The sequence below is a fragment of the Frankia sp. RB5 genome, from assembly GCF_059816245.1.
In genome coordinates this window covers 30,098-42,018 of the sequence record NZ_JCBATA010000008.1, presented here as the reverse complement: position 1 = coordinate 42,018, position 11,921 = coordinate 30,098, and the positions used below count along the sequence as shown (strand labels likewise).

16 protein-coding genes are annotated in these 11,921 nt (G+C 72.7%); 2 read left to right on the top strand and 14 right to left on the bottom strand.

Going from position 1 to position 11,921, the window contains the following annotated elements; translation table 11 throughout:
- Window positions 1-39: 39 nt before the first annotated feature.
- A complete protein-coding gene (locus AC6EXY_RS05830) occupies window positions 40-189 on the bottom strand; it encodes a hypothetical protein (RefSeq protein WP_243407132.1) in 150 nt (49 codons plus the stop codon).
- A gap of 73 nt (window positions 190-262) precedes the next feature.
- On the bottom strand, window positions 263-1,498 hold the full coding sequence (locus tag AC6EXY_RS05825) for a hypothetical protein (RefSeq protein ID WP_101830066.1): 1,236 nt from the start codon (window positions 1,496-1,498) through the stop codon (window positions 263-265).
- 340 nt (window positions 1,499-1,838) lie between these two features.
- On the opposite strand from AC6EXY_RS05825, the gene AC6EXY_RS05820 reads away from it, so the two are divergent.
- Window positions 1,839-2,144 carry an ATP-dependent DNA ligase gene (locus tag AC6EXY_RS05820; RefSeq protein WP_279354586.1) on the top strand — a complete coding sequence of 102 codons (306 nt, stop codon included), beginning with the start codon at window positions 1,839-1,841 and terminating at the stop codon, window positions 2,142-2,144.
- A complete protein-coding gene (locus tag AC6EXY_RS05815) occupies window positions 2,141-2,776 on the top strand; it encodes an ATP dependent DNA ligase (protein ID WP_279354587.1) in 636 nt (211 codons plus the stop codon). Before AC6EXY_RS05820 ends, AC6EXY_RS05815 begins: the two co-directional genes overlap by 4 nt.
- A 182-nt stretch (window positions 2,777-2,958) precedes the next feature.
- Here AC6EXY_RS05815 and AC6EXY_RS05810 read toward each other — a convergent pair whose 3' ends face one another.
- From AC6EXY_RS05810 to AC6EXY_RS05755, 12 genes are all read right to left on the bottom strand, one after another.
- The gene (locus AC6EXY_RS05810; RefSeq protein ID WP_243407133.1) at window positions 2,959-3,276 is read right to left on the bottom strand and encodes an antibiotic biosynthesis monooxygenase family protein; all 318 of its coding nucleotides are present in this window, start codon (window positions 3,274-3,276) and stop codon (window positions 2,959-2,961) included.
- Window positions 3,277-3,305: 29 nt separating this feature from the next.
- Entirely contained in the window at window positions 3,306-3,647 is a 342-nt protein-coding gene (locus tag AC6EXY_RS05805) for an antibiotic biosynthesis monooxygenase family protein (RefSeq protein WP_101830068.1), read from the bottom strand.
- The gene (locus tag AC6EXY_RS05800) at window positions 3,647-4,384 is read right to left on the bottom strand and encodes an SDR family NAD(P)-dependent oxidoreductase (protein ID WP_101830069.1); all 738 of its coding nucleotides are present in this window, start codon (window positions 4,382-4,384) and stop codon (window positions 3,647-3,649) included. Before AC6EXY_RS05800 ends, AC6EXY_RS05805 begins: the two co-directional genes overlap by 1 nt.
- Window positions 4,385-4,444: 60 nt before the next feature.
- Window positions 4,445-5,716 (bottom strand): beta-ketoacyl synthase N-terminal-like domain-containing protein, encoded by a 1,272-nt coding sequence (locus tag AC6EXY_RS05795; RefSeq protein ID WP_165818212.1) that lies wholly within the window; start codon window positions 5,714-5,716, stop codon window positions 4,445-4,447.
- Window positions 5,717-5,745: 29 nt separating this feature from the next.
- Window positions 5,746-7,047, bottom strand: a complete 1,302-nt coding sequence (locus tag AC6EXY_RS05790; RefSeq protein WP_101830070.1) for a beta-ketoacyl-[acyl-carrier-protein] synthase family protein — start codon at window positions 7,045-7,047, stop codon at window positions 5,746-5,748.
- Window positions 7,044-7,532, bottom strand: coding sequence for a cupin domain-containing protein (locus AC6EXY_RS05785; RefSeq protein WP_101830071.1), 489 nt, complete (start codon window positions 7,530-7,532; stop codon window positions 7,044-7,046). Before AC6EXY_RS05785 ends, AC6EXY_RS05790 begins: the two co-directional genes overlap by 4 nt.
- 14 nt (window positions 7,533-7,546) lie before the next feature.
- Window positions 7,547-8,053 carry an SRPBCC family protein gene (locus tag AC6EXY_RS05780; protein WP_101830072.1) on the bottom strand — a complete coding sequence of 169 codons (507 nt, stop codon included), beginning with the start codon at window positions 8,051-8,053 and terminating at the stop codon, window positions 7,547-7,549.
- Window positions 8,054-8,139: 86 nt separating this feature from the next.
- Complete coding sequence (locus tag AC6EXY_RS05775) at window positions 8,140-8,397, bottom strand: acyl carrier protein (RefSeq protein WP_101830073.1); 258 nt, start codon at window positions 8,395-8,397, stop codon at window positions 8,140-8,142.
- Between the two features lie 216 nt (window positions 8,398-8,613).
- On the bottom strand, window positions 8,614-8,985 hold the full coding sequence (locus tag AC6EXY_RS05770; protein ID WP_279354588.1) for a TcmI family type II polyketide cyclase: 372 nt from the start codon (window positions 8,983-8,985) through the stop codon (window positions 8,614-8,616).
- 744 nt (window positions 8,986-9,729) lie between these two features.
- Window positions 9,730-10,737, bottom strand: a complete 1,008-nt coding sequence (locus AC6EXY_RS05765; RefSeq protein ID WP_101830094.1) for a LuxR C-terminal-related transcriptional regulator — start codon at window positions 10,735-10,737, stop codon at window positions 9,730-9,732.
- Between the two features lie 167 nt (window positions 10,738-10,904).
- The gene (locus AC6EXY_RS05760) at window positions 10,905-11,531 is read right to left on the bottom strand and encodes a GTP-binding protein (RefSeq protein ID WP_101830074.1); all 627 of its coding nucleotides are present in this window, start codon (window positions 11,529-11,531) and stop codon (window positions 10,905-10,907) included.
- Entirely contained in the window at window positions 11,512-11,883 is a 372-nt protein-coding gene (locus AC6EXY_RS05755; RefSeq protein WP_101830075.1) for a DUF742 domain-containing protein, read from the bottom strand. Before AC6EXY_RS05755 ends, AC6EXY_RS05760 begins: the two co-directional genes overlap by 20 nt.
- Window positions 11,884-11,921 lie beyond the last annotated feature (38 nt).

Below are 11,921 nucleotides of genomic sequence, written 5' to 3'. Positions count from 1 at the left end.
GGGAACGGTCCGGGCACGGATGAGGTCACGGACAGGACGCTAGTGGGCGGACGGCGTCGGGCGCCGGCCCGCCGGGGCGAGGGCCGGGGGTGCCGGGTGCCGGTCCCCGTCGGGCGCGACCGTGGTGACAATCGCCATCGGGTAGGTGACGGCGCTGACCGCTTCATGGAACGTCGTGGGCTCGCTCATCGCGTTCGACGCTCCTCCGTTCGCGCCGCGCGGTCAACGAGACCGAACAGTACGGCGGCGCGTCAGGGGCGCGTCAGCTCACGGTCGCCGACCTGGGCTTCGGCCCGGAGGAACGCATGTTGACCAGCCGGCCGAGCAGCTCGAACCAGAACGGCGCACCCGCGGTGAGGGCGAAGCAGGCGATGGCGAGACCGAGCACCTTCAGAAGCCATCCGGCGACCGAGCTCGGCGCCTCGCGGGGGTCGTCCCGCTGATCGTCCGCGGCGACCCATCCGATCGGCAGGGCGAGGCCGGAGGCGTCCCGCACGGCGCGGATCGCGGCCTCCGTGGTGTCCCCCGGGTCACCGCCAGACGCGTCGGCGTCATCCGCCGGCGTGCTCGCGGGTTCGGACCGTCCCAGCTCTGTGCCGCTGGCGGAGACCGCGGCCGCCCGGACGGTGCCGTCCTGCCACAACGCCCGGGAGATGCCGATCGCGTCGAGGTTGAAGGCGGCGGACAGGACGACGGCATAGCAGAGGAGGAAGATGGCGACACGCCGCTTGTACCATCCGGACAGGCGGTCCATGGCCTGGTCGTACCACTGCGCCAGCTCCGCGACGATCTTCTCCCGGTCGCCGCCGGTGCGGACCACCGCGGCGGTCAGCGCGGACTTCGCGGGCGAGGGCGGCAGCCCGGCCAGGCCCTGTTCGAGGGTGTCAACCGCGCCGGCGCCGACCGCGGACACGAGCGCCGCGGCGATCACCCGGCCGGCGGCGTGTTCCGCGGGCATCGCCGCGTGCAGGGCCCTGGCCGTCGTCTCGTCCAGGGCGCGGGTCGCCGCCTCGTATGCCGCCTGGTAGGTGGCCCGGGCCTCGTCGGACACCTGTGCGGGCAGCCCGTCCGGACGGAGCTGCGAGAGCATGGCTCGTGCCGGCGGATCCACCCGGTCGACCAGTGCCTGGGCGAACGCGGTGGACGGGACGTAGGACGGCAGGCTGAGTCGACGGGCACGTCGCACCGCGGCCCATCCGCCCCGCACCGGCGGATGGTCGGCCATGGCGGCCGACGACCGGCCCTCGCCCGCGGCGCGCATCACCCGCAGGGGTCCGTCGAACAGCTCCGACGTGACGTCGTCGGGACGCTCACCGTCCTGGCCACCGGCGCCGGCGTTCGGCCCGCCGAGCAGGCGGCGCAGTTCGGACTCCAGGCGGCGCCCGCGGTAGTGCAGAAGTCCGAGTACCGCCTCGTTGATCCGGGACACCGCGAGGCTGAACGCCGCGAACAGCAGCGCGAGACCGATCAGGACGTCCAGAGCGGACGAGTCAGGCATCCGGGTCCCCCGATCGGCGACGTACCGCGAAACAGATGCGGGAGACCCCCGAGCGCTTCGGGCGTGTCCGGCACGGACCGCGCATTTCTACACCTTGGCGCCGCGGGGCCACGCAGCGGCGTCCCGCCGTGTCCGCATCCGGCGGGAAGGGCCACGCACGCGGACCTCGGGTACACCACCCGAGGACAGCGGCCGCGGCGCGCGGCGGGAGGGGACGGGCGCGGCCGCGAGTGACATGGACGAACGCGGGTGGGTGTCGTGGATCGGACCGGGAGGGCGCGACGCGTGGAGCCGCGGGACCATTGCGCTCCCGAGCCGATGCCGACGTCGATGGGCACCCATGCTCGCGATGCCGGCCGCCCGGGCGCCGAGCGGCTCCGCCTGGGCCTACGAGGTGAAGTGGGACGGGATGCGGCTCGTGGCGTTCATCGAGAACGGTCGGGCGAGGCTGCGCAGCCGCACGGGCCGGGACGTGACGGATGTCTTCCCCGAACTGGCGGCCCTCGGCCCGGCGTCGGGCTCGACGCGAGTGATCCTCGACGGTGAGGTCGTCGCCTTCGGCCCGTCGGGCGGTCCCGACTTCGAGCTGCTCAGCCACCGCGCGCACACGCGGCTCCCGTCCTCGCCCGCCGCGCGGCCTCGGTGATTCCCGTCCGCTTCCTGGTGTTCGACCTGCTCTTCCTCGACGGGCACTCCACCCTCGCGCTGCCGTATGACGAGCGGCGGGCGCTGCTCGCCGGCCTCGCCGACCGTGCGCGGCTGCGCGTCTCGGAGGAGCTGGCCGGCACCGGGCGGCAGGTCATGGCAGCGACGGCCCGCGCCGGGCCGGAGGGGATCGTGGCGAAGCGGCGCACGTCCGCCTACCAGCCAGGACGTCGGTCGTCGAACTGGGTCAAGGTGCGGCACGTCCGCCGGGCGAGCGTGCTCATCGGCGGCTGGGAACCCGGAGCCGGCCGGCGGGCGAACCGGATCGGCTCACTGCTCGTCGGGACCGCCGCCCCGACCGGCCCGGTCTACGCGGGTCAGATCGGCACGGGGTTCTCGGAGGCCGCCCTCGACCGCCTCGCCCTCCTGCTCGCCCCGCCGCGTCGCGGCAGCGCCCCGTTCCGTAGCGTGCCCGCCGAGGTCGACCGGGCGGCGATCTGGGTGGAGCCGGAGATGATCGCGGACGTCGAGTTCGGGTCGTGGACGGCGGAGGGCAGGCTGCGCCACCCGACCTTCAGGGGACTGCGTGACGACCTCACCCCGAACGACACGACGCGCGACGACGCCCCCTGAGGCGTGAGCAGGACGTGCTGCTGGCCTGTGCTGGCCGATCTGCCCCGGATCGGCCAGCACAGGCCCGCTGTGGACCGGCCGGGCACGGGAGCGCACCTTCCTCCTGGTGGCCACCGTGCCCGGCCGGGCATACCTCGTCCCGTCAGTCCCGTCAGTCCCGCCGGTCCCGCCGGTCCCGCCGGTCAGAGGTCGGGCTGGTCACCGAACGGGCCGTCGGGACCGTACGCGGCGACCTCCGTGTGGATCACCGGTCTGCGGTCGGGATCCTGCAGCGGCCGCAGCGGCGACGTCGTTCCGCGGTGGTTCGCGCCCCGCTCCCACGCGCTGAACGCGGTCATGTCGGACCAGACGCTGACGACGGCGTAGCGGGACGGGTCCGCCACCGATCGCTGCAGGGTGTTGCCCAGCAACCCGGGCGTGCCGACCAGCTTGGAGCTGATCTCGTGGTAGGCACGCTCGACCGCGCCGGGGTCGTCCGACGGGTCGACCGCCCAGAGCATCACCCGGACCCTGGCCTCGGCCGCCATGGTCAGCCCGCCGCCGGCACCGGCTGGGCGGCCGCGCCGGTCAGGTGGACCAGGACACTGCCGGTCACCATGGAGCCGCTGGCCCGCAGGGGGTGCAGGGCCTGGCGGTGCTCCAGGTGCCGCTCGCTGCGCTCGAACTCGCGGAACCGCGGCTCGTCCACCCAGTCGCTGACGATGTAGTAGGTGCTCTGCTCCTCCTCCGAGCGGATGAGCCACTGGCCGAGGTTGGCCGGGTGCGAGGTGACCACGTCACCGATGCGCAGCCAGGTCCGCTCGAACTCGGCCTCGCGACCCGGGTGGATCCGCATGGTGAGCATGATCCGGAAAGGTGGGGTCGATGCCATCAGATGCCTCCGTCGACCGTGAAGGTGGCGCCGTTGACGTAGGACGACACGTCGCTGGCCAGGAACAGGACGACCGCGGCGACCTCCTCGGCCTCGCCGAGCCGACCCAGCGGGATGCGGTTGGTGTAGGCCGCGCGGGCGGCCTCGGGCATCCCCGCGGCCTGGTCGGTCTCGATGACGCCCGGGGAGACGAGGTTGACCCGGATGCCCTTGGCGCCGAGCTCCTTGGACAGCGAGCGGGTCAGTCCGATGAGGCCGGTCTTCGCGGCGGTGTAGTGGGCACGCAGGGGAACCCCGACCACGCCGGCGCCGGAGCCGATGTTGACCACCGAGCCGGAGTCGCCCAGCAGCGGCAGCGCGCCCTGGGTGACGAGGTGGGTGGCGGTGAGGTTGGTCGCCAGCACCTGGGTCCACGCCTCGAGGGGCAGCTGCGCGTAGGGCACGTGGCTGATGGTGCCGACGCTGTTGACCACGATGTCGAGGCCGCCCAGGTGCGTGCCGGTGGCCTCGACGAGCTCACCGATCTGGGCGGGTTCCGCGACGTCCGCCTGGACGAGCAGGTGGTCACCGCCGGTGTCCTTCAGCTCGCGACGCAGGCTCTCGGCTTCCTCGGTCTGGCGCTGGTGGCCGACGACCACCGTCGCGCCGGCCCGGGCGAGGCCGAGCACCACCGCTCGGCCGATTCCGCGGGTGCCACCGGTGACCAGGGCTCGGCGTCCGGCCAGGTCTGGGAACATCGCTGACTCTTCTCCTCGGTCGCTCATGAGGCGGGTGGGTGTGGGGATGACCGGCGCGGGTCAGCGCGGGTCGACCGCGCGCACGACCAGGCTGCTGTTGAAGCCGCCATAGCCGCGTGCGTTGACCAGGGCGACCCGCACCGTGGCCGGTCGTGGTTGCCGGACGAGGTGCAGGTCGTGGTCGGGGTGGGGGGTGTCGAGGTTGCCCACCGCGGGCAGGACGCCGTCGCGGATCGACAGCAGCGCGGAGGCGACCGCCAGCGCAGACCCGCCGGCGCACAACCGGCCGACGAGCCCCTGCGGCGCGGTGACGGGCACCGGCCGTCCCGCGAACACCGCGCGGATCGCGGCGGCCTCCTGCGCGTCGAGGTCCACCGATCCGGCGCCGTCGGCGAAGACGACGTCGATGTCGTCCGGGGTGAGCCCGGCGTCGGCGATCGCCCGGCGCATGGCGGTGGCCAGCCAGCGGGCGTCCGGTGCGGGCCGGCAGGGGTGCGCCGCGTCGTGCGTGGCGGCGTACCCGGCGATCTCGCCGTAGACCCGCGCGCCCCGGGCGGCGGCGGCGGCGGGATCCTCGACGATCAGGGTCGCGCCGCCCTCGCCGGGCACGTAGCCGTTGGCCCGGGCGTCGAACGGCTTGTAGCCGTCAGCGGCCACCGCCGCGGTGCTGACCCGGCCACTGGACAGGTGACAGGTCAGCGCGTACGGCGTCAGGCCCGACTCGGCCCCGCCCGCGAGGACCGTCGCGGTACCGCGCCGGATGACCCGTCTGGCCTGGGCGATGCTGTCCAGGCCACCCGCACCGTCGCTGACGACCACGCCGGACGGGCCCTTCAGGCCGTGCCGGATCGACGTCTGACCGGTGGTCGCCGCGTAGAACCAGGCGATCGACTGGTAGACGCTCACCGCGGTGCGCCCGCGGGTCCACAGCCTGGACAGCTCCCGCTGGCCGAAGCCGTTGCCGCCGGAGCCGCTGCCGAACACCACGGCGGTCGCGTAGGGCTCGTGCGCGGCCGGGTCGTAGGCGGCGTCGGCGAGGGCGAGACGGGAGGCGGCCATGCCGATCCAGGTCCACCGGTCGGTCTGGACGAGGTACCGCTTGTCGACCTGCTCCTCCGGGTCGAAGCCGAGGATCTCGCCGGCGAGCGTGGCGTCGTACCGGGACGGATCGAACCGGGTGATCGGCGCGACCCGCAGGTCGCCGCGAAGGGTGGACGACCAGTGCTCCTCGACCCCGATGCCGCTGGGCGCGACCACGCCGAGTCCCGTGACCACCGGCCGCACCGACGTGAGCGACGGCGCGAGAGCCTGGTCCTGTCGCGCCGCGGCCAGGGCGGCGGCGGAGTTCTCCACGGTGACGCTCACCGGTTCGGCGCGGTCAGGACGATCGCGGACTGGAAACCGCCGAACCCGCTGCCGACCGACAGCGCCACGTCGACGGTGTGGTCCCGTGCGATGTTCGGCACGTAGTCCAGGTCGCAGTCGGGGTCGCGGGTGCTCCAGTTGGCGGTGGGCGGCACGACGTGGTTCTCGATGGCCAGGGCGCAGGCGGCGATCTCCAGCGAGCCGATCGCCCCGAGCGAGTGGCCGATCATCGACTTGATCGAGCTGACCGGGACGTCGTACGCCCGGGCGCCCAGTGAGCGCTTGAAGGCGGCCGTCTCGTGCCGGTCGTTCTGCTTGGTGCCCGACCCGTGCGCGTTGATGTAGTCGATGTCCTGCGCGCCGACCCGGGCGGCGTCCATGGCGACCCGGATCGCCTCGGCCATCTCGACGCCGTCGGGACGCAGCCCGGTCATGTGGAAGGCGTTGGAGCGCGACGCGTAGCCGGCCACCTCGCAGTAGATGCGCGCCCCGCGGGCACGGGCGGCGGCGGCGTCCTCGAGGACGAACACGGCCGACCCCTCCCCCATCACGAACCCGTCGCGGCTGGCATCGAACGGGCGGGAGGCGTGCTCCGGATCATCGTTGCGGGCCGTGGTCGCCCGGATGGCGTCGAAGCAGGCCATCGAGATCGGCGAGATCGGCGCGTCCGACGCGCCGGCGATCACGATGTCGGCCTCGCCGTCGGCGATCAGTTGCGCGCCGTAGCCGACGGCGTCGATGCCGGACGTGCAGCCGGTGGAGACCACCGACGCGGGGCCGTGCGCGCCGAAGCGGCAGGCGAGCTCGGTGGCCAGGCAGCTCGGAACCAGCGCGTGGTACAGGAAGGCGCTCGCGTAGTGCGGGTCGACCTCCCAGTGTCGGCCGGAGTCCGACACGACGACGTACTCGTTCTCCAGCCGTGTCGTCGCGCCGACCGCGCTGCCCATGCTGACGCCGACGACCGGGCCGTCCGCGCCGTCACCCGCGTCCGTCAGTCCACTACTACCCGTCGGGCGCAGGTCCAGGCCGCTGTCCTCGACCGCCTCCAGCGCCGCGGCGAGCGCGAACTGTACGAACCTGTCGTTGCGCGCGATCTCGCGGGCACCGAGTCCGGCGGCCGCCGCGTCGAAGTCGCACTCCGCGGCGACCTGCGACCGGAACTGCGCCGGGTCGAAGAACGACAGCCGACGCGTCGCCGTGCGGCCGTCCGTCAGCAGTGTCCAGAACTCCTTGCGGTTGGACCCGCCCGGGGCGACCACCCCGATGCCGGTGACCGCGACCCCCCGATGACCGGTCACCGACCGGACCCTGCCGAGAGGGCGTCGGCGGCGTGGGGGCCCGACCGGATGATGGGCGCGTGCGGGGCCTGCGGGTCGAGCACGGCCTCGGTGTCCACGTGGCCGAGGTCGGGGCGGGGGGCCAGCGGGCTGAGATGGAACACGAGGAACGCCGTCTCGTCACCGGTGTTCTCGATGCGGTGGCGCATCCCGATCGGGATGCACAGGCCGTGCTCGGCCGGCAGGGCCTGGTGCTGCCCGTCCAGGCGGGCGGTGACCGCACCGCGCACGCAGTAGAGGAACTCCTCCGAGTAGGGGTGCCAGTGCTCGGTCACGAACTCCCCCGGCTCGAGGGTGAGCGTGCCGAGGAAGCCGGACGTCGACCCGACCGTCGCCGGCGAGAGCAGGGTGCGGATGTCGCCGCCGCGGCGTCGGTTGGGCGCGACGTCGTGGATGCAGAGGACCTTCGGGGAGGCCGTCGGGCGCGCAGTCACGGGGGCAGTCATCGGCGTGGTCCTCCTCAGACCTGTTCCGGCACGCCGGCGACCGGCGCGTCGACGATCAGGACGGTCGACCCGACGGCGGCGGCACGCTCCACCTTGTCCCGGATCACCGCCATCTCCCGGGCGGTGTTGGTGTTGATCCGCGCGGTCATCCCCGCGTCGTCGAGCGGCGCCGCGGGACGCATGTGGAAGTCCTGGACCCACCGCATCCGGGTGCCGGTGGCCTCCGCGGCGTAGGTCCAGTGGATGTGCATGTACTCGAAGGGCCCGGTCTCGATGCGGTAGGCCCGCACCTCGTGGGCCACCGGGTCGAGAGTGCGTTCCGACACCCAGCTCCAGGCGGTGCCGTTCTCGTCCGGACGCATCGTCAGGCGGAACTTGAAGGTGTTGCCGGTCGCCTCGAGGATCTCCACCGACGCGTACTCGGTGAACAGGTCCGGCCACGAGGGCAGGTCGTTGGTGATGGACCAGACGGTGTCGATGTCGGCGTCGATGAAGATCGAGTTGTCGGTGTGCCCACTCACGGCTGCTCCGGGTGTTCGACGGTCGCGCAACGGAGGACTCTCGGATGCGTCCGCACGGCCGGTGTGCCGACGGACGGTCGGGTCGGTCAGACCGGCTCGCGCTGGCCGGCGGTGGCGTTGACCGTGTCGAGGATCTCGGCCAGGGTGTAGCCCTCCGGCATCTCCGCCGGGAGATCGACTCCGAAGGTTCCGGCGACCTCGGCGGACAGCTGCAGGTAGGCCAACGAGTCGAGACCGATGTCGACGAACGTCACCCCGAGATCACTCGGCCGGTCCGCCGGCGGCAGCCCGGCCGCCTCGACGAGGAAGTCGAGCAGGGCCTCGGCCGTCCACAACTGGGGCATCGCAGTGCGCTCCTAGGTTCGTGTGCTGATGCGGATGTCGGAAACACAGAACGGGTCCGGTGCGGTACCGGCGTGGGCGGCTGACCAGGCGCGACCCATGGACGGGTACCCACCCGCCTGGCGCGGTCCGCGGGCGACGGATCCTGTGGATCATCGTCGGCGACCGTGCGGGTGGGGATCATCCACGTGGCGTGACGCCCCTGGGACGCGGCGAGCTCAGCCGGCCGTCCAGCGGTAGAAGCTGCGGGCCATCGCGTCGCGCGGGCCACGCCAGGTGGCGGGGTCGTAGGCCCCGATGAACTTCTCCAGCTTCCGGTTCACGTCGACGAACAACGGGTGCTCGCGCACGTTCGCGACCGCCGGCGCGATGTCGGCGGGCGCGTCGACGAGGTGGAAGTACAGGCCGTGGAACGCGAACAGTTCCCGCCGGGTGACACCCACGATGCCGGGAAGCTCGCCCGCGTCGGACTCGGCGAAGGTCTCGGCGACGGCGTCGGCGTCGGCCGGATCCATCCTCGCCACGATCAGGGTGCGATGGGTGGGCTGGCTCGGTGCGGCGGCGGGATGTGGTCCGTCGGCTGGGGGCACGGGCAGGCTCCTCGGGCGGCTCTGACAGAATGGTCCGCATGCCCACTGCGAGCGACGACGACGGCGCGCGTCGCGGCTGCTCGGACGGGGGCACCGCTCGAACGGGAACGTCGCTCCAGCGGGGACGGGTCGTGGGCAGGGGCAGGTCGGCTGACTCGGCGGATACGGCTGGTCGGGCCACCACGTGCCCACCGGTCCACGGCGGATAAGCGGGCACGGCGCAGCGAGGCACAGGACGATCACACGGCCCGGCCAGGCCGGCGCCGCCGTGGGGTGGCATCGACCCGATCCGGTTCGCGGTTGTGGCGCCTGCTTCGCTGCAGGCAGTGATGGGTGAAGCGGCTCGCCGTCGGCCGTTCGCGGCCGACGAGGCGTGTCCGCGACGGTGGACCCGGGCGGGTGTGGAGCGGCGCGCGACCGCCGGCTCCTGCCCGCCGACCCTCCGGCGTGGCTGGTTTTCGGTTCATCGAGAGCATGCGGCCACGCGTGGTCCGTGTCCTGCGATTCGCCTGACACGAAGCTGCCCTGGCAACCATGTGCCAACCGGGTCGCACGTGACACACAACACGCCTACAACCGGACAGATACCGCCCGCGCGACCTGCGCAAACATTGCGATCCCCGACAGGGACCAACAACACGTGCGGACAACATCCGGACAGGCTCTGGATGTTGTCCGCACGAGTGCTGACGGCTGATCGGTGACGGGAGAAGGTACCGGGCCTACCGGACCGGGCCTCTCAGGTCAGATCCAGCCGCGCCGGGTGGCGAGGGTGCCGGCCTGGAAGCGGCTGCGGGCGTCGAGCCGGGCCATCAGGTCGGCGATCATGCGGCGTACCGTCCGGACCGAGACTCCCAGGTGACGGGCGGCGGCCTCGTCCTTGACGCCGAGGCTGAGCAGGCGCAGCAGCAGTCGTTCGGTGTCCGACGGCATGTTGGCCTCGGCGCCCTCGGCGGGTCCGAGCTGGTCGCCGGCCAGCGGCTCGGCGATCTCCCACACCTGCTCGAACAGGGTGAGCAGGACGGCGGTGAGCTCGGGGGCCCGCACGAGCAGTGCCTGGCCGGTGCCGACCGCGGCGCCGGGGCGTCCGGGGCCGACGAGCGCGACGCGGCCGTCGACCGTGGTGGCGTCCAGCCGCGGGTCATCGTGAATCCTGGCGTCCAGGCCGTGCGCGGACACGGTGCGCACATAGCCGGCACCTCGCTCGTCGAGGCGCAGCGTGCGCGGCAACACGGCGCGCATCACGACGCCGCGGCGCAGCGCGCGCAGCTCGGCCGGCAGGACGTCGCTGGACAGCGCCGCCGACCAGCCCTGCCTGGTGTGCAGGGTGAGCACCTCGCGCTCGGCCCGCCCGACGAGGGCGAGCAGCTCCGCGCGGGCCTGGTCGACACTGTCGATGCGCTGGACCTCCACGCCGTCCGACTCGGGCCGGCTGTCCAGGTAGTCCGAGACGAAGGTGCTGATCTGCGCACGGGCACGCACGAGGCGCTCGTGGCGGCGGATGAGCTGTTCGTGCTGGGCCTGCAGCAGATGGTCGAAACCCGCCTCGGGATGCACGGCGACGAAGTGACCTGGACGCTCGCGGGAGGCCAGCACCAGACCGTGTTCGAGCAGACGGTCGCGCACCTGTCCCATGTCCCGCACCGGCTCTCCCAGCAGGCCGGCCACGTCCGCCACGGTCAGCGACTCGTGGCGCAGCCAGAGCCGGTAGGCGGACAGCGCGACGTCGTCGAGTCCGATGAGTTCGAGCACTGCACCCTCCCCCGCACCTGGATCATGGCCGTCTCCGACGGACGGTTCGCGGCTCGTTCCCGCGGCGGGTCCACGCGCCGCGCGGCGGGCGCGCGGCGCGGCGATCGTCCGGGCCGCGGCCGCCGTGATCGTTCCCGCCGTCCGGGCCGCGCGGTCGTCCGCCGCGCTCACCCGGACCGCTGCGGCAGCACCGGCCGCCCCGCCTGCTCGGCGGAGACGACGTCGAGCGCATGGCGGACCAGGGACACCAACGCCTGCCGAACGGACTCGCGCTGGCGGGCGTCGCAGAACACCATCGGCCGCCGCGGATCAAGGTCCAGCGCCGCGCGGACGTCCTCGACCCGGTACTCGCGCGCGCCGTCGAACCGGTTCAGCGCGACGAGGAACGGGATGTCCCGTTCCTCGAAGTAGTCGATGGCGGGAAAGGAGTCGGCCAGCCGGCGGGTGTCGACCAGGACCACCGCGCCGATCGCGCCGAGCACCAGTTCGTCCCACATGAACCAGAACCGGTCCTGGCCGGGCGTGCCGAACAGGTAGAGGATGACGCTGTCGACCAGGGTGATCCGGCCGAAGTCCATCGCGACAGTGGTCGTGGTCTTGGAGGTGACCGAGCTGGTGTCGTCGATGCCGATGCTGGCGGCCGTCATCGCGGCCTCAGTGGTCAACGGCGGGATCTCGCTGACCGCCCCGACGAAGGTCGTCTTTCCGACGCCGAATCCACCGGCGATGATGATTTTGACCGGGTGCAGTGCCGTCGTCTCCGGCGACCGCGTTCTAGAGGGCCTGTAGTCCATCGAGCACCTTTTCGATGAGGGCTGCGGAAGGGCGGTCCGAGGAACGGGCCGGTCGGGTCACGTTGACCAGACCGGCGTCGAGCAGGTCGCCGACGAGAACACGCACCACACCGACGGGTAGATCCAGCCGGGCGGAGATCTCGACGATCGACTGCACCCGGTGACACAGCAGGGCGATCGCGCGCTGCTCGGCCTCGAGCGTCGCGGACATCAGTCGCCCGTTGGGCGTGGTGGTCACGAGAGCGACCAGTTCCAGCGCGCGATTGGTCGGCCGGGTCCGTCCCCCGGTGACGGCGTAGGGGCGGACGACCGGACCCGCCTCCTCGTCGAACCATTCCTCGTCGTGCGACATGCCGGTCCTCCTGCCTCGAGAGTTCCTAGCGGCCCGGT

What these genes read in the sequence shown, in the direction of transcription:
- AC6EXY_RS05830 (WP_243407132.1), bottom strand. Translation starts at nt 189, where the DNA reads ATGAGCGAGCCCACGACGTTCCATGAAGCGGTCAGCGCCGTCACCTAC.
- AC6EXY_RS05825 (WP_101830066.1), bottom strand. Translation starts at nt 1,498, where the DNA reads ATGCCTGACTCGTCCGCTCTGGACGTCCTGATCGGTCTCGCGCTGCTG.
- AC6EXY_RS05820 (WP_279354586.1), top strand. Translation starts at nt 1,839, where the DNA reads ATGCTCGCGATGCCGGCCGCCCGGGCGCCGAGCGGCTCCGCCTGGGCC.
- AC6EXY_RS05810 (WP_243407133.1), bottom strand. Translation starts at nt 3,276, where the DNA reads ATGCTCTGGGCGGTCGACCCGTCGGACGACCCCGGCGCGGTCGAGCGT.
- AC6EXY_RS05805 (WP_101830068.1), bottom strand. Translation starts at nt 3,647, where the DNA reads ATGGCATCGACCCCACCTTTCCGGATCATGCTCACCATGCGGATCCAC.
- AC6EXY_RS05800 (WP_101830069.1), bottom strand. Translation starts at nt 4,384, where the DNA reads ATGTTCCCAGACCTGGCCGGACGCCGAGCCCTGGTCACCGGTGGCACC.
- AC6EXY_RS05785 (WP_101830071.1), bottom strand. Translation starts at nt 7,532, where the DNA reads ATGACTGCCCCCGTGACTGCGCGCCCGACGGCCTCCCCGAAGGTCCTC.
- AC6EXY_RS05775 (WP_101830073.1), bottom strand. Translation starts at nt 8,397, where the DNA reads ATGCCCCAGTTGTGGACGGCCGAGGCCCTGCTCGACTTCCTCGTCGAG.
- AC6EXY_RS05760 (WP_101830074.1), bottom strand. Translation starts at nt 11,531, where the DNA reads ATGGACTACAGGCCCTCTAGAACGCGGTCGCCGGAGACGACGGCACTG.
- AC6EXY_RS05755 (WP_101830075.1), bottom strand. Translation starts at nt 11,883, where the DNA reads ATGTCGCACGACGAGGAATGGTTCGACGAGGAGGCGGGTCCGGTCGTC.